The organism is Vibrio sp. 1F263 (assembly GCF_041439035.1).
In the GTDB taxonomy this organism is placed as follows: Bacteria; Pseudomonadota; Gammaproteobacteria; order Enterobacterales; family Vibrionaceae; genus Vibrio; species Vibrio tasmaniensis_A.
Window position 1 is genome coordinate 1 of the sequence record NZ_JBGONI010000050.1, and the last position, 20,446, is coordinate 20,446.

The 20,446-nt window shown below is 44.1% G+C and carries 15 protein-coding genes and 1 pseudogene; 5 read left to right on the plus strand and 11 right to left on the minus strand.

Translation table 11 applies throughout. The annotated features are described in order from the left end of the window. Positions 1-457: 457 nt before the first annotated feature. Together tdh and ACED25_RS20950 are read right to left on the minus strand one after the other, a co-directional pair. A complete protein-coding gene (gene tdh, locus ACED25_RS20945; RefSeq protein ID WP_004730216.1) occupies positions 458-1,489 on the minus strand; it encodes an L-threonine 3-dehydrogenase in 1,032 nt (343 codons plus the stop codon). A 110-nt stretch (positions 1,490-1,599) separates the two neighbouring features. After that, a complete protein-coding gene (locus ACED25_RS20950; RefSeq protein WP_137001333.1) occupies positions 1,600-2,793 on the minus strand; it encodes a glycine C-acetyltransferase in 1,194 nt (397 codons plus the stop codon). 503 nt (positions 2,794-3,296) lie between these two features. Between ACED25_RS20950 and ACED25_RS20955 the strand changes: the two genes are divergently transcribed. Further along, entirely contained in the window at positions 3,297-4,229 is a 933-nt protein-coding gene (locus ACED25_RS20955; protein WP_041473204.1) for a LysR family transcriptional regulator, read from the plus strand. After that, on the plus strand, positions 4,229-4,612 hold the full coding sequence (locus ACED25_RS20960; protein ID WP_371695993.1) for a VOC family protein: 384 nt from the start codon (positions 4,229-4,231) through the stop codon (positions 4,610-4,612). Before ACED25_RS20955 ends, ACED25_RS20960 begins: the two co-directional genes overlap by 1 nt. Positions 4,613-4,686: 74 nt before the next feature. Here ACED25_RS20960 and ACED25_RS20965 read toward each other — a convergent pair whose 3' ends face one another. From ACED25_RS20965 to ACED25_RS20980, 4 genes are all read right to left on the minus strand, one after another. After that, the gene (locus ACED25_RS20965) at positions 4,687-6,180 is read right to left on the minus strand and encodes a PepSY-associated TM helix domain-containing protein (RefSeq protein ID WP_371695994.1); all 1,494 of its coding nucleotides are present in this window, start codon (positions 6,178-6,180) and stop codon (positions 4,687-4,689) included. A gap of 111 nt (positions 6,181-6,291) precedes the next feature. Continuing rightward, entirely contained in the window at positions 6,292-6,642 is a 351-nt protein-coding gene (locus ACED25_RS20970) for a hypothetical protein (RefSeq protein WP_371695995.1), read from the minus strand. A gap of 326 nt (positions 6,643-6,968) precedes the next feature. Continuing rightward, positions 6,969-7,364 carry a cytochrome b562 gene (locus tag ACED25_RS20975; RefSeq protein WP_012600383.1) on the minus strand — a complete coding sequence of 132 codons (396 nt, stop codon included), beginning with the start codon at positions 7,362-7,364 and terminating at the stop codon, positions 6,969-6,971. Positions 7,365-7,530: 166 nt separating this feature from the next. Further along, the gene (locus tag ACED25_RS20980; RefSeq protein WP_371695997.1) at positions 7,531-8,277 is read right to left on the minus strand and encodes a phosphatase; all 747 of its coding nucleotides are present in this window, start codon (positions 8,275-8,277) and stop codon (positions 7,531-7,533) included. Between the two features lie 279 nt (positions 8,278-8,556). Between ACED25_RS20980 and ACED25_RS20985 the strand changes: the two genes are divergently transcribed. Beyond that, on the plus strand, positions 8,557-11,580 hold the full coding sequence (locus ACED25_RS20985) for an HD domain-containing phosphohydrolase (protein ID WP_371695998.1): 3,024 nt from the start codon (positions 8,557-8,559) through the stop codon (positions 11,578-11,580). A gap of 30 nt (positions 11,581-11,610) precedes the next feature. On the opposite strand, the gene ACED25_RS20990 is transcribed toward ACED25_RS20985, so the two are convergent. After that, complete coding sequence (locus ACED25_RS20990) at positions 11,611-12,630, minus strand: DMT family transporter (protein WP_371696000.1); 1,020 nt, start codon at positions 12,628-12,630, stop codon at positions 11,611-11,613. A gap of 91 nt (positions 12,631-12,721) precedes the next feature. Between ACED25_RS20990 and ACED25_RS20995 the strand changes: the two are divergent. Together ACED25_RS20995 and ACED25_RS21000 are read left to right on the plus strand one after the other, a co-directional pair. After that, positions 12,722-13,635, plus strand: a pseudogene (locus ACED25_RS20995) (LysR substrate-binding domain-containing protein). Between the two features lie 87 nt (positions 13,636-13,722). Next, on the plus strand, positions 13,723-14,043 hold the full coding sequence (locus tag ACED25_RS21000) for a heavy metal-binding domain-containing protein (RefSeq protein WP_004730185.1): 321 nt from the start codon (positions 13,723-13,725) through the stop codon (positions 14,041-14,043). A 100-nt stretch (positions 14,044-14,143) separates the two neighbouring features. Here ACED25_RS21000 and ACED25_RS21005 read toward each other — a convergent pair whose 3' ends face one another. The 4 genes from ACED25_RS21005 to ACED25_RS21020 all read right to left on the minus strand — a co-directional run bounded on the left by ACED25_RS21005 (position 14,144) and on the right by ACED25_RS21020 (position 20,058). Continuing rightward, positions 14,144-15,400, minus strand: a complete 1,257-nt coding sequence (locus tag ACED25_RS21005) for a peptidoglycan DD-metalloendopeptidase family protein (protein WP_371696001.1) — start codon at positions 15,398-15,400, stop codon at positions 14,144-14,146. A 147-nt stretch (positions 15,401-15,547) separates the two neighbouring features. After that, on the minus strand, positions 15,548-16,387 hold the full coding sequence (locus tag ACED25_RS21010) for a tetratricopeptide repeat protein (RefSeq protein WP_009845608.1): 840 nt from the start codon (positions 16,385-16,387) through the stop codon (positions 15,548-15,550). A 129-nt stretch (positions 16,388-16,516) separates the two neighbouring features. Further along, positions 16,517-18,301, minus strand: a complete 1,785-nt coding sequence (locus ACED25_RS21015; RefSeq protein WP_371696002.1) for an ABC transporter ATP-binding protein — start codon at positions 18,299-18,301, stop codon at positions 16,517-16,519. Further along, positions 18,295-20,058 carry an ABC transporter ATP-binding protein gene (locus ACED25_RS21020; protein ID WP_371696003.1) on the minus strand — a complete coding sequence of 588 codons (1,764 nt, stop codon included), beginning with the start codon at positions 20,056-20,058 and terminating at the stop codon, positions 18,295-18,297. Before ACED25_RS21020 ends, ACED25_RS21015 begins: the two co-directional genes overlap by 7 nt. Positions 20,059-20,446 lie beyond the last annotated feature (388 nt).

Genomic DNA, 20,446 nt, shown 5'->3' on the forward strand with positions numbered 1-20,446 from the left:
AGCTGATCAGATCGTAGGTTCTGGATTTAGTTCCACTGAATTACGCAACAAAGCCCCTCAATCCATTAGAGAATTAATGGCGACAAAGTGGCGGTAGACACTGTAAACGACCGTTATTTAGCTGTTTTATTCGTAAAAAAGGCGACAATTTTCACTGTCGCCTTTTGCTATTTAGAGCCTAATTTTTCTATTCCCAATCAAGGAAAACCTTGCCAGAAAGCCCCCTACGTATAGCATCGAAGCCAGCTTGGAAATCATCAATTTTAAAGTGATGAGGTAATGATTGGTGATAGGTCTAACCCTGATTGAATCAAACTTGCCACTATATGCGAAATAAAAAATAACCAATAAATATCAATTAGTTAAATTATTTATAAATTAAATATGGCTACAGAGTGGCGATAAAAAAGGCAACAGTTTTACCTGTTGCCTTCTAACATTCAAAACTGGTAGTAACCTACTCCCAGTCTAAAATTACTTTACCTGACATACCAGAGCGCATCATGTCGAAGCCTTTCTGGAAGTCGTCCACTTTGTAGTGGTGAGTAATGATTGGTGTTAGATCTAGGCCTGATTGAATCAAAGAAGCCATCTTGTACCAAGTTTCGAACATCTCACGACCGTAGATACCTTTGATAACCAAGCCTTTAAAGATTACTTGGTTCCAGTCTACTGCCATGTCTGATGGTGGAATACCTAGTAGAGAGATCTTACCGCCGTGGTTCATGTTAGTCAGCATGCTATTGAACGCAGATGGGTTACCAGACATTTCTAGGCCTACATCGAAGCCCTCAGTCATGCCGAGATCAGCCATTACGTCTTCAAGCTTCTCTTCCATTACGTTTACTGCGCGAGTTACACCCATTTGACGAGCAAGGTCTAGGCGGTATTCGTTTACGTCAGTGATTACAACGTGACGAGCACCAACGTGCTTAGCAACAGCAGCAGCCATGATACCGATTGGACCAGCACCAGTGATTAGCACGTCTTCGCCTACTAGGTCGAAAGAAAGCGCTGTGTGTACTGCGTTACCAAACGGGTCAAAGATTGATGCTAGATCGTCAGAGATTTCTGCAGGGATCTTAAATGCGTTGAACGCAGGGATCACAAGGAACTCAGAGAACGCACCAGTGCGGTTTACGCCAACACCTGTTGTGTTACGACAAAGGTGAGTACGGCCGCCACGACAGTTACGACAGTGACCACATGTGATGTGGCCTTCACCAGATACACGGTCGCCGATTTCAAAACCACGAACTTCTTGGCCGATGCCAACAACTTCACCCACGTATTCGTGACCTACCACCATAGGTACTGGAATTGTGTTTTGTGACCACTCATCCCAGTTGTAGATATGTACGTCTGTACCACAAATTGCAGTTTTCTTAATACGAATAAGAAGATCATTATGACCCATTTCAGGTTTTTCAACCTCGGTCATCCAGATGCCTTCTTCAGGCTTAAGCTTAGAAAGTGCTTTAATTTTCATAATGTTATCCAGTTCATCTCGCCTAACTGTAAGGCGAGAATCAAAAATCTATATGTTCTATTGGGTGTTGTTTTATCTAATCAAAGGATGCTAAAGGCACCCCTTTAAAATTAGATGATACCCATGTCTTTACCAACTTGGATAAACGCATCGATTGCGCGATCTAGTTGCTCACGAGAGTGTGCAGCAGACATTTGCGTACGAATACGAGCTTGGCCTTTTGGTACTACAGGGAATGAGAAACCTACAACGTAGATGCCTTTCTCTAGAGCGCGCTCTGCGAATTCAGCCGCTACTTTTGCATCACCAAGCATGATTGGGATGATTGCGTGGTCAGCGCCGCCCATAGTGAAACCAGCCTCTTCCATGCGAGTACGGAAGTGAGCAGAGTTTTCCCATAGTTGAGTTCGTAGGTCGCCAGATTCGGCTAGAAGATCTAGAACGCGGATAGATGCCGATACGATTGCAGGAGCAACAGAGTTAGAGAATAGGTATGGACGAGAGCGCTGACGTAGCCAGTCGATCACTTCCTTCTTACCAGAAGTGTAACCGCCTGAAGCGCCACCCATTGCTTTACCAAGCGTACCTGTGATGATGTCGATACGGTCAACAACGTTGTGGAACTCGTGAGTACCCGCGCCGTTTTCGCCCATGAAGCCAACAGCGTGAGAATCATCAACCATTACTAGTGCGTCGTACTTGTCAGCAAGGTCACAGATAGCAGGAAGGTTAGCAACTACGCCGTCCATAGAGAACACACCGTCAGTTACGATAAGCGTGTGACGAGCGCCCGCTTCTTTAGCTGCGATAAGTTGTTGCTCTAACTCTTCCATGTTGTTGTTCGCGTAACGGAAGCGCATTGCTTTACACAGACGAACGCCATCGATAATAGATGCATGGTTTAGTGCGTCAGAGATGATTGCGTCTTCTTTGCCTAGAATCGTTTCGAATAGGCCAGCGTTTGCATCAAAGCAAGATGTGTAAAGGATAGTGTCTTCTTTACCAAGGAACGTAGATAGCTTTTGCTCTAGTTCTTTGTGAGAGTCTTGAGTACCACAGATGAAACGTACTGAAGCCATACCAAAGCCGTGCTGATCCATACCATCTTTAGCTGCTTCGATAAGAGCTGGGTGATTAGCAAGACCTAAGTAGTTGTTTGCACAGAAGTTTAGTACTTCTTCACCAGTCGAGATAGAAACCGCTGCTTTTTGTGCAGAAGTAATAATGCGCTCAGACTTATAAAGACCTTCTTCTTTAACTTCTTCGATTTGCGTTTGAATCTGTTGGTAAAATGCAGAAGACATTGTTCATTCCTTCCTAGTTATTATTCAGCAGCATCACGCGCCGCTTTATTTAGGGATATAAACGATCCTAAAACGATCATTTACACTGTAAAACTAATCTCTATATTCTAGTTGAACACTCCCTTCTCGATTATCCCTCTAGTTGGAAAAACATTAATGAATCGCAGGCACGAATAATGGTTCATCCCAGTGACACAGGGCACATAAACGCGTCTTACCTGCTCTTTTTAACGTCAAATCCCCTTCCGTTTGTGTCTAATTTCACTTTCATATCAGATCTCTATTTTTCATCTCAGAACAATATGGTGATGATTATCCGCTTCTCTTAGAATGTGCATCAGCAACTCCGCTATACAGATGAAAACCGATGAGATGAAAAGCAAAACACGCCAAGCAATCAGAGCAATCACGTCAAGTGATTAATGAAATTGATTCACAAATCAGAAGAGATCACTCACAATTGTCAATAAGCTCACCGTTGTAACTAGCCCTACTGGACACTTATGATTAACCCAAAACTCATCGCCCTACTTCCCGATCTCGCCTCGTTTATCTTAGTTGTGAATGAAGGTAGCTTTACCGCTGCAGCAAAGCAGTTAGGGGTGACACCCTCAGCGTTGAGTAAATTGATCACACGTCTAGAAAAAGCACTCTCAGTAAAGCTGTTTGAACGTACCACTCGTACATTGATCATCACGCAAGCAGGCCAGTTGGTATACGACCAAAGCGTGGTCATGATTAATGCGGCGCAACAAGCGGTTGAGCTGTCTACCTCTGACCATACTGAACCTGCAGGCTCTATTACAGTAGCGGCACCAGAAGCCTTCTTGAACTCGGTATTGCAGCCTTTCGTTGTTCCATTCTTAAATCAGTATCCAGAGATTCAACTCAAGCTAAGGGCGGCTGATGGCGACATCGACATATTGCGCCAAGGCATCGACATTGCCTTTCGCCTTACCGACAAACCTGACGAGAGTTTGGTATTGAAAGAGCTCGGAAAAACAAACCTCGTGTTATGTGCGAGCCCCGACTATTTAGATGCTAAAGGAACCCCTCACCACCCTACCGAGCTGTCTGAGCACGACTGCTTATACCTTGCAGAAACAGATAAAGACCACATTTGGGACTTCCTTAAAGATGATGAGTTTTACACAGTACCCGTCAGCGGACGTTACGCTGTGAACCACTCTCAGATGCGATTGAAAGGCGTTAAAGAAGGGCTTGGCGTGGGTATTTTCCATGACTTCGTGATCCAAGATGCATTGGCTGAAGGTTCTGTAGTGCAAGTACTGGAAGATTGGACCATCAAGAGTAATTACCATGGCGCTATCGCGATGCAGTTTGCTCAAACCAAGTACATGCCCGCTCGATTACGTGTATTCATTGATTACGCGATGGAACACTTGGGTGACAAACTGGCAGGAGAAATAAACTGATGCTGAAAGGAATACACCACGCCGCCATTATTTGCTCAGACTACGAAGTCTCTAAACGTTTTTATACGGAAGTTTTAAAGCTTGAAGTGATTGCGGAGAATTATCGTGAAGCACGCCAGTCGCACAAGCTCGACTTGGCACTGCCCAATGGTGCACAAATAGAATTATTCAGTTTCCCTAACGCACCTGAAAGACCAAGTTTTCCTGAAGCCCAAGGGCTAAGACATCTAGCTTTTTGTGTTGATGACGTTCAACAAGTCAAAAACTATTTGGAAGCACAAGGAATCGACGTCGAACCGATTCGTGTTGATGAGTTTACGGGGAAATCATTTACGTTTTTCGCAGACCCAGACGGCCTGCCACTAGAGCTTTATCAAATCTAAAGTCTTGTTGATAAAAAACACCTTAATAACAAAACGGACCTTCTCAATGTCGAAAAGGTCCGTTTTTGATTCAATTAGCTCAACGCCGTTTTGAATTTCTCAATACGTGAGAAAAGCAACCAGTCCAAGAGCATCGCAGCCACAATCGTTGCCCCCGCTAAAGGAAATAGTACCGAAATAATTATCACAGTCACCAAGCCTGCTTTCCATAAGCCAGCATCACCAAACTTAGGTGGTGTACCGAGCTTGCGTTGGCCTGACGGTCTGCGCTTCCACCACATCACACCGCCAGTCACTGACACAACGATAAACGCCAAACAGAACAAGGCATTTAGAAGCTTATTGATGATACTGATGTCACCTTGGTGCAGAGAAATACCAACAGCTAACGTCTTGGCTATGAAGTTATAATCTTGCCAGGTCACCTCACCCAGAATACGGCCTGAGTATTGGTCTAGATGAGTAGTTCGATCTTCCCTAGGGTCAATAATGTCGCCGCCCATAGTATTGGCCGTGATGGTGTAGACACCCGTTTCAGTACGAGGGAAGTTAATTCGATAGTAAGTAAAGCCGAGTTCATTCGCTTTTTGAACCACTTGCTCAAGCGGAATGCTTTCTCCAGAAGCGATATGGTGACTGTGTTCGTCACTCATTGAAGAGTGATCGTGCGACTCTGGAAGCGGAGTTTGCTCTAAGTTCCAAGGGTATTCCTCTTCCGAGCCGTGATTTAACGAGCCGTGTGTTTGCTGAGACAAAGGGACATCATCCCACATCTGAGCTGGGAAACTACTCCAAGCCTGAACCATCTTACCGCCCCAAAAGCCTGCCCAAGCAAGCCCAGACAATAAGAACATCAGCAACACTAAAGACAGAGTACCACCAAGGTTTGCATGCAGGTCACGCATAAAAATGCGAGATCCAGAAGAAATGCGGATCTTCAAAAAGCCTGCTTTTGTGGCATTGTCGCGCGGCAACCATAGATAAATACCACTCACTAATAGCAAAATAGATAAGCTGGTCGCTACTTCAATCAGGTAATCTCCCCAATCCCCTAACAGTAGAGTGCCATGAATGTCGTTCGCCAGCTGATACCAACTATCACTGCGAGGGATTTCACTGATCACTTGACCAGTATTGGGGTTCACGGTTGCAAATACTGACCGACCATCGACCAAGTTCACAGAGAAGCGGTTAGGTAAATCTGTAGATCTAGCGGTAATAAATTGAGTCGCTATTCCTTCTGGATATCGCGATTTAACGGCGGCGAGCTGGTCTTTAATTGGGATGATGCCGCTTGAGCTCACACCACTCTGCATCACTAGTGCTTCTGGGTATAGAGCGGTCTCAAGTTCATCATCAAACAGCATCACCAAACCAGTAATACTCAACATCAACATAAACGGGATAACGAATAGCCCAGCATAGAAGTGCCAGCGCCAAGTGAGGAAGTAGAGAGTTTTATTGCGGTCTTTGCTTTTTATATTGGTTTTCGAACCAGTTGTTGCACTGCTTTTAGACTGCGAAGTTGCTTGTGCTTTCGCAGGGGTTTGAGATTCATTTCTCAACATTATTATTTCCTTTGACACACGCAAACATACCTTCTGAAAGATCAGAAAGTAATTTGAGCATGTTTAACTTTACTTAATACTTTATTTTTTAATTATTTTAGTGGGTTAGGTTTAAGCAGTAACAAAGGGAGGGCCGCGCGGGGCTTGCCTCGTGTAGCGTTCGCTTAGAGCCAAAAAAGCGTAGCTGTCTGAGACAATAGAACTCAATCGAGTTGTCAGTAGTGTTGTTGGAAGTTCGTCTTGGTGGAACGTGGAAAAATGGCTAAAGGGACACGGCTTTCCTTTATGAGTATTAGGTTCACCTTCTTCAATTTGAACCAGTTCAAAGCCATTGACCGTACATAACGACGCCCATACTCCCGCACTATTACCATGAGCATTGATAACAGGCATTAATGTCACTAGCGCCCAGCTTAATGCTGTTGCAAGTAACATGGAGAAGTTGAACGAAGTTCGGCGCATTATTCCAAATCTTTATAAATTTCCCTTATTATGAGGGACTTGGAATATAGGTAAACGTAAAGATTAACAGCAAGTTAAAAAATTGAAGCTAACGCACACTCTTTTTGGTTAAAAACTGGTTACAACCAAAGAGCCAAAAGAATGTTACGCGTCCATTAGCAGTAAAATGTCTAGAAAAATAGCAGTAAACTGTTTAGAGAAACGACAATAAAAAACGCCGCCTTACACCTTCCCCTAAAGAGGGTAATGTAAGACAGCGTTTTAGAAATCGAATCTTGAGGTTTTGCTCTTTGTTACGTATCGAGCAAACTCAATTGATTGGCAAATTAACCGAAGATCTTGCTCCAAATGCTTGGATTACGCTTCTCATGGTACTCTTCACGAAGGCCGTCAATAGTACGAAGTTCCTGCTGTGCCGACTCTAAGTCACCTTGGTCTAGCTTCTGCTCAATGCTATCCAATGATGCACTGATCTTTTTGAAGCCTTCCATGAAGTTATCTTCTTTCTCTATTGGGTAAACACCCGTTTTCAGCTCTGCCACTAGCGTATCTAAACGAACGATAGGCTTTTGCATCTCTTCAATGCTTTGAGCTTCTGCCGCTTGTTTGAACGCAAGCTTCATTTCTTGCATGTTTTTCTTAAGGTCTACATTAGCAAATGCGTTGCCAGACAATACTGAAGCAGCGATTAAACCAGATAAAAGGATTGAGCGAGTTTTCATTGTTTCTCCAGGTGAAGCGATGTCTTTGAAGATAGCGCCATCATTATTGTGGCACTTCGACTTTATTATTTTCGGCTAGTGTATACAAAAATTCGTCGGGTACAAAAATTGATTGTGTCGAAATGCAAACTAGCTAGCTAATTACTGACAAGTACCGGGCAAACCATCACTCAAATACCGAAAACTCGGCAATCGATTGACGACCACGTAATACCAAAAAGGCTAGGAATTGCTGTGGTGAATGGGTAATCACTTTACTCGAATCCACGCCCACCTCACCAAGTAGTGAAGACACGAGATCCAACCCACCCACATCTATGCAGAAATGCGCATCGCTACCTGTCGTAATAAACGCACCTTTCGCTTTAGCAATTCTTGCGATCTCGTAACAACGATCAACACTGCCAACGCGGCTATTGCCTTTAAGCGTGGTGTTATTAATTTCGATTGCTACGTTATGTTCCGCCGCACATTGAATCACAACTTCAAAATCGAAATCAAAATTTGGGTTGCCTAAATGACCAAGTGCATCAACACGACCGCCTTTAATCACATTCAACAATGCTTCTGTATGAGTAGCAACATCCGACGGGCGAAAAACGGGCTCGTGGAAGCTGGCAATCACCCAATCTAGATTCTTATCCACACTCGGATGAATGTCGATTTCACCCTGTGTGTTCATGATGTTTGACTCGACACCTCGAATAATAGCGACATCGTCAATAAAACGAGGGAGCACACGTTGGTTACTGAAGAACCAATAGTGTGGCGCGCCCGGCATAGACTCGGAATGGTCGGTCGTACAAAACATAGCTAAACCGTTTTGTTTTGCCGATTTTGCATTCTCGATCAACGTGCTGTAAGCATGACCACTTGCGTATGTGTGGGTGTGGGTGTCTACTTTTAGTTCCATGAATCAATGCCCTCTTCGCTCGGTCAAAAAACGTGCTTAAGAAATGAGTGCTTAATAGCAACAATTCGACCAGTTTATCAGCTGAAAGTGACAATTAGCACCCAAACATAAAGGTTTATTGCTGGTTCATTTACACGACACGGGAATACGTGGCTAACCAGAAGACGCTAACGCTTTTCTTATCTAAGTAAAATCGAACATACTCGGTAATTACGCCAATTTTTTGCAACCTACCCAAGTTCGTCAATACTTAAACCAGTCTACAAACTGGAGTGTTAGATGAGAAGAAGACGATATCCGCTGAGTATCCACATCACTAGCCTTTTCTTAATTTTGACCACTCTTGTCGGTACCGTACTGATTTCGATAAGTTATCGGCATTCTCAAGAACTGCTTTTAGGCACAGTGCGCGAAGTCAGCAATGAACATCGCGATAAACTGGAATCGGTATTTAAACAAGCCATTGCCCCAGTCATCACAACCTTAAACGTGATGGCAGTGAGCCCGTTTGTTGCTCATCAAACCTCCTCCGTCGAAAAAGAATCTTGGCTTGCTTCGGTCGATATCATCTTCAAACAAAATACCAATTTAGTCGCTCTGTTCTATGGCTCTGAAGATGGCGATTTCCGAATCTTTCGTCCTCTGAGTTCCATTAAACAGAGAGCCGACAACAACGCTCCCGCCAAAGCGACAATGATGGTCAGCAGCACCAATCTAGATGGTGAAAACTTTATTACCTTTCTCGATGGCGCACACCAAGTGATCAGTACCCGACAAGCCGAGAGTAAGTTCAACCCCACGACTCGACCTTGGTTTCGTAACGCAAAGCCTGACGGCTCAATACAACTTTCTGAGCCCTACCTATTCTATTTCCTGCAAACCAATGGCATTACGCTTTCTAGACGTTCATTGGATGGCAAGCATGTCGTTGGTGCCGACTTCACGTTGAAATCTCTCTCTTCCCAGATCAGTGAATTGGCCTACTCTCCACAAACCCGACTCGCTCTGTTCGATCAACATTTCAATCTTCTCGGCCAACATCAACTTGATCTATCAATTCCCAAGCTTACCTCCCAGCCTAACAACACAAGTAAAACTGAGAAAACGAATAACCAAACGACGGGGAAACTCTCTGGCAGTGAGCAAGACCAAAGCTTCTTTAATGTGCCCAAACGTGAACAGTTGGAAGCATTGAAAGCATCCGTCATAGCACCACTTATCTCCGACGAGGAGAAATTAAACCTCAACCTAAAAAACGTTGAATACAACCTAAACACTTGGGCATTAACACTAACGCCTGTTGAGCTCACTCAGAATGTCACTTTATATTTGGCAGAGGCTACGCCACACAATGAGTTGCTCTCTGATCTTATCTCGATGCGTGACAAGCAAGTCGCCGTCGCGATTGGGATGTTGTTCATCTGCTTCGCTATCGTATGGTTTGTCGCCAATCGTTTGTCTCAGCCGCTTAATACGCTGATGCAACTCACCGACAACATCGCTCGATTTGACTTCAGGCGTACTCATTATCCCAAAAGCATGATTCAAGAAGTGGCTAACCTCGCTCATTCGATTGAGCTGATGGAACACACGCTTCATGATCTTATTACGCTACTTCGAGACACGGCAGGTAATCAGGAGTTTTCGATATTAGCCAAAAATATTGCTCATCAAAGCTATTTAATTACCAAAGCAGAAACTATCGTCCTCTTCACTCAATCAAAAGAGAAAGATGTGTTTGATACGGCCGCGAACCTCGCCATTCTCCCCTTTAAGGCCGACATCAATGACTTCATCAAGCATACCCCTTGGTTGCTGTGCCAGCTTAAATCTGGAGAAACCATCCACTTAAACCGAGAAGACAATGTTCTTAACTATTACCAAGATTCGATCTTCAATTCTGACCTGTACCTTTTCCCACTATTGAACCGCGAGAAGTTGTTGGTGGGTATCGTCGCAATTGGCTATGAAAGACCGATTACCAAGATGCAGGCAGACAAGCACGCCTTCTTACGAGAACTGCTCAGTTTTGCGGAAATCGCCAAAGATAACATTGACCAAATGCAGCAACAGAAAGACATGCTTAATGCCTTTATCGAGTTGATTGCATCAGCGATTGATACCAAATCCCCATACACTGGCGGTCACTGTCAGCGAGTACCCGAACTGACCAAATGGTTAACCCAAGCAACCATTGATGATGACCGTTATTACCCGCAATTCTCATTGGATAGTAAACAGTGGGAAGAGTTAATGCTCGCCGCTTGGCTTCATGACTGCGGCAAGGTAACCACACCTGAGTATGTCGTAGACAAAGCGACAAAACTTGAAACCATTTACGACCGAATCCACGAAGTGCGAATGCGTTTCGAACTGTTAAAACAACAAGCTGAAACCGACTACTGGAAAGCCATAGCGAACGGTGCACTCCAAGAAGAGCAGCTTAAAGTTCTCGAGCAAAGTTTGTCTGAATTGGATGAAGAGTTTGCCTTCGTAGCCGAATGTAACCTTGGTGGGGAGTCTATGACGGATGAGCAACTAGAACGCTTAGACCGAATAGCCAAGCGCCAATGGAAACGAACACTCGACAAACAGCTAGGTTTATCTTGGTCTGAAAAAGAGAGATTTAACACGCAGCAAGATCCGGCTGAAAAAGATGAAATTGAGCCAAGAATCAAAGACCAAACGCTGCCCGTGATGGAGCCACTACTTGCTGATAAACCCGAACATAAAATACCCTGGGATAATGGCTTTAACCCAGCCGACGTGTGGCAAGAAGCGTTTGTACTCAAACCTGGTGAAGTCAAGTACAACCAAGGTGAATTGCACAATTTGAAAGTACGTCGCGGTACCTTAAACGACGAAGAACGCTTCATGATAAACGACCATATCATTCAAACCTTCACCATGCTCAACAAGCTCCCTTACCCATCTTATCTCAAGAACATTCCTGACATTGCCAGCGGACACCACGAACGTATCGATGGCAAGGGTTACCCGAGAGGCTTAAACGAAGACCAGTTACCTTTGCCGTCTAGAGCTATGGCCATTGCCGATGTATTCGAAGCGCTCACCTCCAGTGATCGCCCGTATAAGAAAGGCAAACTCCTAAGCGAATCACTCAATATCATGACCGACATGGCCACCAGCGGTCATATCGATCCAAAACTGTATTTGCTGTTTTTAGAAAACAAAATCTATGACAAATACGCTGAGCGATTCCTAGAGACTAAACAGCGTTGCAAGATTGAACCAAACGAACACATCGACCGAGTAAAAGAGTACATTCGTTCATTGTTCTAGGCTTTTGTCTGTAATCTTCAGCCTCAATGATTAGCTTTTAACGGCAGAGTCCAAAACCGCAGCATCTGCTACAGCCACAGCAGATCGAGGTGTTTGCTTGGCTTTTGCTTTGCTGTGTCTTTTAGCCAAAAGAGTATTGGTTATGCTCGCCACGACGATCAAATTGATACCGATTAACTGCTGAGTTGAAAACACATCATCAAAGAACAAGCTCTGCCATAACGCACTGAACAGCATGTTAGTAAAAATTAGCGGCGCCAAATGAGAACCGCTGTCTGCCAACTTGTACGCTTTCGAGCGAAAGATTTGCGTGTTAATAGTAAATAGAGCCAATCCAAAAGCGCCAAGCCCAATCCAACGTAAGCCTTCAAAAGATAGCAGAGCCGAAAAGGTTCCATTGCCCGCAGCACTCTCAAGCGCATCTGGAGCCGCAGATACTGAAGTAAACACAACCATTGGTATCACAATGATTGCCGCGACCAAGAACGTCCACGCGTTTAGCTCTGCGGGTGTCAGGCTAGTCTTGGACGCTCGATACAAACTCACTTGTGAACCCGAATTAAACACACCCGCCAATAACCCTAGCAATAGCGCAGGTCTAAAGAACTCCGAACCAAACTCAAACTGCGACCAATCCCCAGCCATCATCACTACGCCGACAAAGGTGACAACTAAACAAATCACTGTGGTTGTATGAATCTTGGTTCCAAACATTAATTTTTCTAACAAAGGAATAAACAGAGGGCCTGTACTAAACAACACCACACCTTCAACCAGCGTTAGGGTTTGCAAAGACGTAAGAAAACACCACTGGCATGCCACCATAAAAATCGCACGCATCACTAAAGGTTTCCACATATCGAGTGAAGGTTTCGTGATTTTGCAAAACATCAAAAATAAGAATAAAAACAGGCTGGGTAACAAAAATCGCACGAAACTCAATAATGAAACAGGCATTGATACCGATAGATACTTAGCCATTAAGCCACTTAAAGACAAACTGAACGTCGACAACAACATGAAAGCCGTCGCCTTGGTAATATCAGACATAATTATCACCTCCTATGACAGTTATTTTAGAGGCGTGACGTGATGAAAAATAGCGAGTAATATTAACCACAACTGTAAGGAAAACTTACCAATGAAGAAACTCGTTCCACTTAAATCCGTTTATGCTTTCATTGCTGTCGCCGAAACAGGCAGCATGACCGAAGCCGCTCGCGTGTTGTACGTCAGTCATTCAGCGGTAAGCCAAGCGATAAAATCATTAGAGCAACTGGTCAATAAGCCGCTGTTCCAACGTGTGGGTCGTCGTGTTGTTCTAAATGCCGCAGGTAAGCGATATTATCGAAAAGTCGCACCCGCACTGGAACAAGTAATAGAAGCCACAGAAGAACTCGCCAAAACGCCTAACGACCACCGCATCACCCTCAACATGGTGAACTCACTCGCCATGCACTGGTGGATCCCGCGAGTCTCGGAATTCCAAAGCTTTGCTCCCTCTCTTGATATTCGTATATCCACGCTAACGGGCACTTTCGACATAGAACAAGAAGGTGTGGACATCGCGCTCGTGCACGGCAAGCCGAGCGAGTGGGACCGATATTACAGCGAAAAGCTCGGTGACGATGATCTGGTATTGGTGTGCAGCCCTGCACTATTGAAAAACCAAATGGGATTGAGCGTTGAACAACTGGTGAAACAAAACCCAACCATTGGTGTCTTCAACCCAAGAAGACAGCATGACTGGCAAGTGTGGTGCGATCTTACCAAATACCCATGCCGACGTTCCACAGTAACTTGACGTTCGATGTCTCGATTCAAGCCGTGCAAGCTGCAATTCGTTCGCTTGGTGTATTAGTCACTCACCGCTTGTTTGTGAAAGATGACATCAGCCATGGCATGTTGGTCGAAATTAGTGAGCCAGTGGCTAACCCCCATCAAGATTTCTATTTCGTTTGTCCAAAAAACAAATTAAAACAAGAAAGTGTGCTAAAACTGAGAACATGGTTGAGGCATGAATTCACTCGCTCAGAGACAAAACTCAGCGAGTAGCTAATCATCAAGTAACCAATCATCAAGTAACTAATCAACTAGTAACAACTCATCTAGTAACCAACCATCTAACTTACAGAGGCCACTATGATTATTACCACCACACAATCTGTCGAAGGCAAACGCATTGTCGATTACAAAGGGGTTATTGCCGGAGAAGCCATTCTAGGGGTTAACGTATTCAAGGATATGTTTTCAGGTATTCGAGACTTCGTCGGTGGACGTTCTGGCACCTATGAAAAGGAGCTGGAGAAAGCACGTAACTACGCATTCAAAGAGCTGGAGCAGAAAGCGATTGAAGCGGGTGCAAATGCAGTGGTTGGTGTCGATATCGATTATGAAGTCTTAGGAACAGGTAATGGCATGTTGATGGTATCAGCCAGCGGCACAGCAGTTGTCGTCGCTTAATCGAATCTGAAATTATGTAATTCCATAAATGCTTATTCCAACCTTCGGTTTGTTTATCACCAGAAGGTTGGAATAAGGATAAGCCGTGGCTGAAGTGAATTTAACTCGTTCTGCCTTCTTGCTCAGAGATGATCTCATCAAAAGAGGCAATTCGAGCAAGGAACGCCCCCTTGTCTTTCGGTAATATAGAGCTTGCCAAAGGCAGGTCTGCTTTCATCGCGTCGACCGCCCTTCCACGTACCAACACTTCAAAATGTAAGTGAGGCCCTGTTAAACGGCCTGTTGCACCCGACAACGCAATTTCCTGCCCACGCTTAATCTGTTGCCCTTTCTTAACCAAGAATCGACTCAAATGCAGATAACGAGTTTTGTAAACACTGTTATGTTCTATCACTATGTATTTCCCTGCGTATGGATGGTCACGAAGTGCCACAACCCTACCGTCTCCCGTTGAATAAACGGGTGAACCCACAGGTGTTGCGAAATCAGTGCCATTATGCGGCGATACACGTCCAGTCACAGGATGCTTTCGGAATGGGTTGAATGATGAAGTGATTCTTCGGAATTGTTTGTCTATTGGGTATCGATTGAAAGCTTGTTCAAGGCTATTTCCTTCTCGGTCATAGAAACGTCCATCCGCAGCAAGAAAAGCCGCCACTTCCCTATTTCGTAGCTTGATAGAAACCCCTTGCACTTCAGTCTTACCCGTTAAGTGATCTTCCGTGTATTGCTCTTTAACCAAAACATTAAAGCTGTCGCCAGCTCTGAGATCTTTGGAGAAGTTAATTTTATCTTTCAGCGTTCGAGTGATATTGGCTATCTGGGCACTGGTTAAACCGGCCTTGTAAGCTGACGTGGAAAAACTACCCTGCACCGCACCTGCGTACAGCTTTTCTTTCCATTCCCCAGGAGTCTCGATGAACTGATAACTAAAACTACCGTCATCATTTTCTGTGTAAACAGCCTGCTCAACCAAGCTCTCATGGTAAATCAATTCGACTAGCTGCTTAGAGTCACTATCCAACAACAACTCTAGATGATCACCAGGCTTGATCGTGTCCAGTTTCAGTGATTCTAGATCGGCCTCAAGTATCTTTTGAGCCGTTCCGTAAGGGAGTTTCCAAGAGGTAAATACATTACTGAGTGTATCCCCAACTTTGACAAAATAATGAACTCTTACCAGAGAACTTGGCTCAACGTTTGAATTCGATGGCTTCTCATCCGCCGAAACCGCACCTTGGTAAGGTGTAATTTTGATAGCGATGTCTTCTGGTGGTTCAGGAGAAATAGAAAGATATAAAGCAAGTGAAAATGCGCTGATAGCAGTAACAATCAGGCCAGTACGGAGGAACTTCATAAAAATACTTAACGGTTATCACAATGAACTTTTCAAATGTTATAACATAACAATTCATTCAATAAAATAAGCGAAATGTAAGAAACCGTTCCGTAAAAACGATTAAAAGCATAGTAAGCGTACGAAGCTCACCATGCCATTAAATAATTACTCTTCACAAAGCGCTTCAAAACGGTCTAAGCCGCGTAGCATCTCAAAATCTGGCTCTTCAGCTAGCAACTCTCGCATTGAGCCACTGGCTTCGATAGAGCGCTCTAAGTCGTCGATTGCCTGACCTTCAGCACCTAATCTTGCATACGAACAAGCTCGTTGGTACAAGGCGTGAGCATTTTGATCATCCACTTCCAATACACGGTTACATAAGCTCATTGCCCAATGGTATTCCTGCATGTCCATTGCGGCATCAGCTTTATAAGTGAGCGCCTCTAAATCACCAGGGCGGACTTTTAAGATCTCATCGTAAATTTCAATTTTTTGCTCGGCGGTTTGAGCATTTTGCGCTCTCAACCATAAGTTGTGTATTTCATTGATGATTTCAATTTCTCGGTTGTTCTCTGAGATAATTCGAGTCTTACGCTTTAGATCCCTTTCAAGAACGTTAAACTTCTTCTCGTACTCTTGAGCGATAGAATTCAATCGCTGGTCAGCCATCTCTTTGGTTGTGTGCTTGAGTTCTTTAAGCGATTGCCACCCAACTAATGCGATAAGTGAAGCGACACCCGCAATAATGTAGAAAAAATAGGTTACAGTCACGTTGGCGTAATTCAGCGATTTGTCCGCCACAGCGAGCTCACGGTCGGTCATCTGAATAGTCAAACGTCTTTCAAGATCTTGTTGGTCCATTCTTAGCTGCTTCAATTCATCCAAGATATAGCGTTCCATCAACGGTCGATCTAAATAGTCCAATTCTGAGTACTCAACCTCTTCGCTTGCAAAACTCATCGTGCTGAACACCGAGATAACTGCAATCAATAAGATTCGAAGCATTATACATTCCTTATATGTTTAATCTTTAGGCTAACTGTATCTTGTAATAGTCATACAAGCTAGGAAGTCGACAAGTTTGGCTTATTCGTATTAGTTAATAGTTATTTATAACTCGATAGTCACTCACTTCTACAATCGACTCTTTCTACAATCGATTCCTCCAACCACCGACTCTTCCAACAATCCTGCATAAATTCCATTGTGTGCTATCAGCTGTCGATGGTTACCTTGTTCAACAATTTCACCCTTTTCCAACACAAGAATCGTGTCTGAGTGACGAACGGTACTCAAACGGTGTGCAATCGCAATCACGGTTTTTTCCTTAAACAGACGCTGCATTGCTTTTTGAATCAGGTCTTCGGTGATTGAATCCACCGAGCTAGTTGCTTCATCAAGCATCATCAGTTGTCCACCTTGTGCAACCGCTCTAGCGAACGAAATAAGCTGCGTTTGCCCCACAGACAAGTTGGAGCCGTTCTTTTCCAAATAGAAGTCATAGCTTTGTGGCAATTGTTCAATAAACTTATCGGCGTACACATAGCGTGCTGCTTGTTCAACCTCAGTTCTAGATAGATGCGTTTTGCCCAGCGCGATATTGAATTGGATTGTCTCTTCAAACAAGTGCACATCTTGCATCATCATTGAGAACAAGTGAGCAGAGTCTTCGCTTGAAATCTGTGACAGCTCTATTCCATTCAACAAAATGCTGCCTTCATAGTCTTGATAGGTTTTAGAGATCAGACGCAGAACCGTCGACTTACCTGACCCCGTCGAACCTACAAGCGCGATTTGATGCCCTTTCTCCAATAAAAACGATACATTATTTAGAACATAAGGAGAGTCGTCTTTGTAACGGAAGCTCACGTTCTTAAACTCTAGGCTCACAAACTGTTCGAGCTGTTTTTCAACCTTGCTCGATAGCAACAGGTTGCGCCCTTCTTCTTCAGTCGGCTCAACAAACAGCTCTTCAATATGGTCAAACGCTGCAAATGAACTCTGAATCGAAGCAATCTGCGAAGTAAAGTCACGGATCGGAACAAACACTTTCTCTAAGGTGTTGATGAACGCAATTAGCACACCCAACGTGAGTGCCCCTTCTATCACTTGCTCAGAGCCATACCAGATCATAATTGCGATGGTGATAGAGGTGATGCCAGAGATAAACGAGAACAAAATCGCATCGTATTTATTTATCTTTTTCTGCGCTCTTAAAAACTCATCGGTATAGCCTTGGTAGCGTTGCTCGACTTGCTCTTCCGCTCGGTACATCTGAACGGTTTTCATGCCAAATAAGACTTCTTGTAAAAAGCCAATACCGCGAGCGAGAGAAGAACGAGTCACCTTATAGAGAGCACGAAGTCGGTTCCGCACATACACCGTCAAATACATCACTGGCGGCATAATGATCAACACAATCATCGTTAACTGCCAATCAATGAAGAACATCATCACCAGCAGAGCAATGGTATTGATGCTGTCTTTAACTAGCCCGACAACCGACTGAACAAACGTCTCGCCGATGGTTTCCAAGTCACTGGTTAATCGTGAAAGCGTTACGCCAATCGGAGTGTTATCAAAATAGCTGCGCGGCAGTTTGAGCACGCGAGCAAACAATACTGAGCGCATGTCAGTTATCGTGTATTGCCCGGTTTTACGCAGATTGTACGAATAGGTGGTATCCACCACATAACTCGCCACCAACACGGCAACGAGATAGAAGACGTATTCGAGCAGACCATCCATATCCCCATGACTCAGGTGAACATCGATCACTTGAATGATCAGCCAAGGGAACAACAAGCTCGTGATGACAGAAAGAGGAAGCATAGCGATGCCCAGAATCGCAGAGCCTTTGTATTTCTTAGCAAACTTAAAAAAGTGCTTGAGGTACTTGAAATCAACACCTTTTAACATGCTGCTGCCTCCGTTTCATTCTGCTGTAGTTGCCATGTATCGTAATAGTAATCACACGTTTTCAATAACGTGGCGTGGTCGCCCTTCGCGATCACTTTACCTTCGTTCAACACGATGATTTCATCCATATATTCAAGGGCATTAACGCGGTGTGAAACCACAAGAACCGATTGATTTTGCAAGCGCTTAAACAAACCTTCTAAGATCTTACGTTCTGTTTCATAGTCGACAGCCGATAGAACGTTGTCCATGATGATCAGATCGTTGGGTTGTAATAAAGCACGAGCAATGCTCAAACGCTGCTTCTGGCCACCAGACAACATGATCCCTTTCTCACCGACTAAGGTTTGATCACCGTGTTCAAAACGCGTCACATCACTGGCCAACTGGCTCAGCTCTAGCACTTCATCAACCTGACTCTTTGCCAAATCCGTATCTAGGCTACCAAAGCGAATATTATCTTCGACGGTTGCTGAAAACAGGTAAGGGTCTTGAGTCACGGTTTTCACGTAACGGCGCAAATCACTGCGCGAGAAGCTAGTGACATCTCTTTCACCAAGAAAAACCGAACCTTGTGGAACATCCAAGTGATGATTTAAGCAGTTCACTAATGTCGTTTTACCCGCTCCGATCCCGCCTAACACACCCACTTTCTTACCTGCTGGAATATCAAAGCTGATGTCATCGAGAATCACGCGTTCTTCACCTGAATAGCTGAAGCTGAGGTTACGAACAGAAAACGTTTTTCCCTTTAGCGATTCAACATCTAATTCAGTCAGCTTATCTTCATCAAGCTCTGGGACTTTGGCATTAAGAATGGTTTGTACACTTTGAATACCCACCATGCCACGCTGATAAATGGTCGCGATTCTGCCAAGCTGCATCAATGGCATAGCGAGCAAAACCGAGTAAGTCAGAAAGGCAGTAATCTCACCGAGGGTTAGCTCTTGTCTCATTAACATGTAGCCACCGAGCCCAAGAATGATGATTTTCATCAGGTCATTGGCGTAGTCGAGTACTGGCATAAAGAAGACTTGAATACGTGTAATTTTAAGGCGGCATTCAAGTAATAACTGATTCAGCTTTTCAGTTTCAGCTTTCACCCAAGGTGACATCTGCTGGCTCTTAATCAAATCAATCCCAGACAGGTAACTCATTAGCTGAGCAGACAGGTTTTGCAGACGTTTCATGTGCTCTAAATGCAGCGTTTTCATACGCTTGAAGCCCACCCGAAAAATCACAAAAGCGATTGAGATAGGAATAATCGAATACAGTGTGAGTTCTGGCGATATACGCCACATATAAAGAGGTGTCAGCGATAACGCGAGTAACGCATTGAAGAACTGAAGAAACCCCACACCAAACATCAGTCGGATGCCGCTAAGGTCATTATTCATGATTGAAATTAGCCGACCAGATGCAAAACGTTCATGAAAGCTGCTCGGTAAGCGATTCAGCTTTTGTAGAAGTGTACTCTTTAGTGCTGCTTCTGTAATTCGCCCCGGATTAAGCGCATAGATACGAGACAGAATTCTCACCACCACCATGGCAACCGACATGCCGACCACGATCCAAACATAGGTTTGAAGCTGCTGATGGCCCGTTGTTGAAGCATCCTCAATAAGATCGATGGCAAGTTGGATATAACGAGGTATCTCTACCTGTAACCAGTTAACGAGAAAAATGAACACAATCGCCAGTAAGTACGAGGTGCGATTCATGCGCAAATAATGGGCAACAAACTGTCTTTTATTCATAGTCTTCTTTGTTTAGGGCAGGCTCACCGAGTTTTGGTGATTTCGTAAAGCTAGAAACGAGCGTCACTTAAGTAAAGATACACCTAAAACACCGGATTGATAATATCACTCCATTCATTTTATACAGGTTATCTCAGGTCTCGATGTTAGAAAAATTCACAACAAAAGCGCCTAAAACAACGTTACCGCCTAAATAGCGGTAACGTTGTTTGGTAGAAGATAAAGATTAAAGAATCACGTCTACATTATCGTCCTCAATATTTACAAGGAGTTTCACTTCACTTCCCATTGCCGACGGATACCAGACTTCAACCCATACTTTATCTACATGATTGGTTTTGTTGCGTAATTCGGAGGAACTAAATCAAGAACCAACGATCTGAACAGT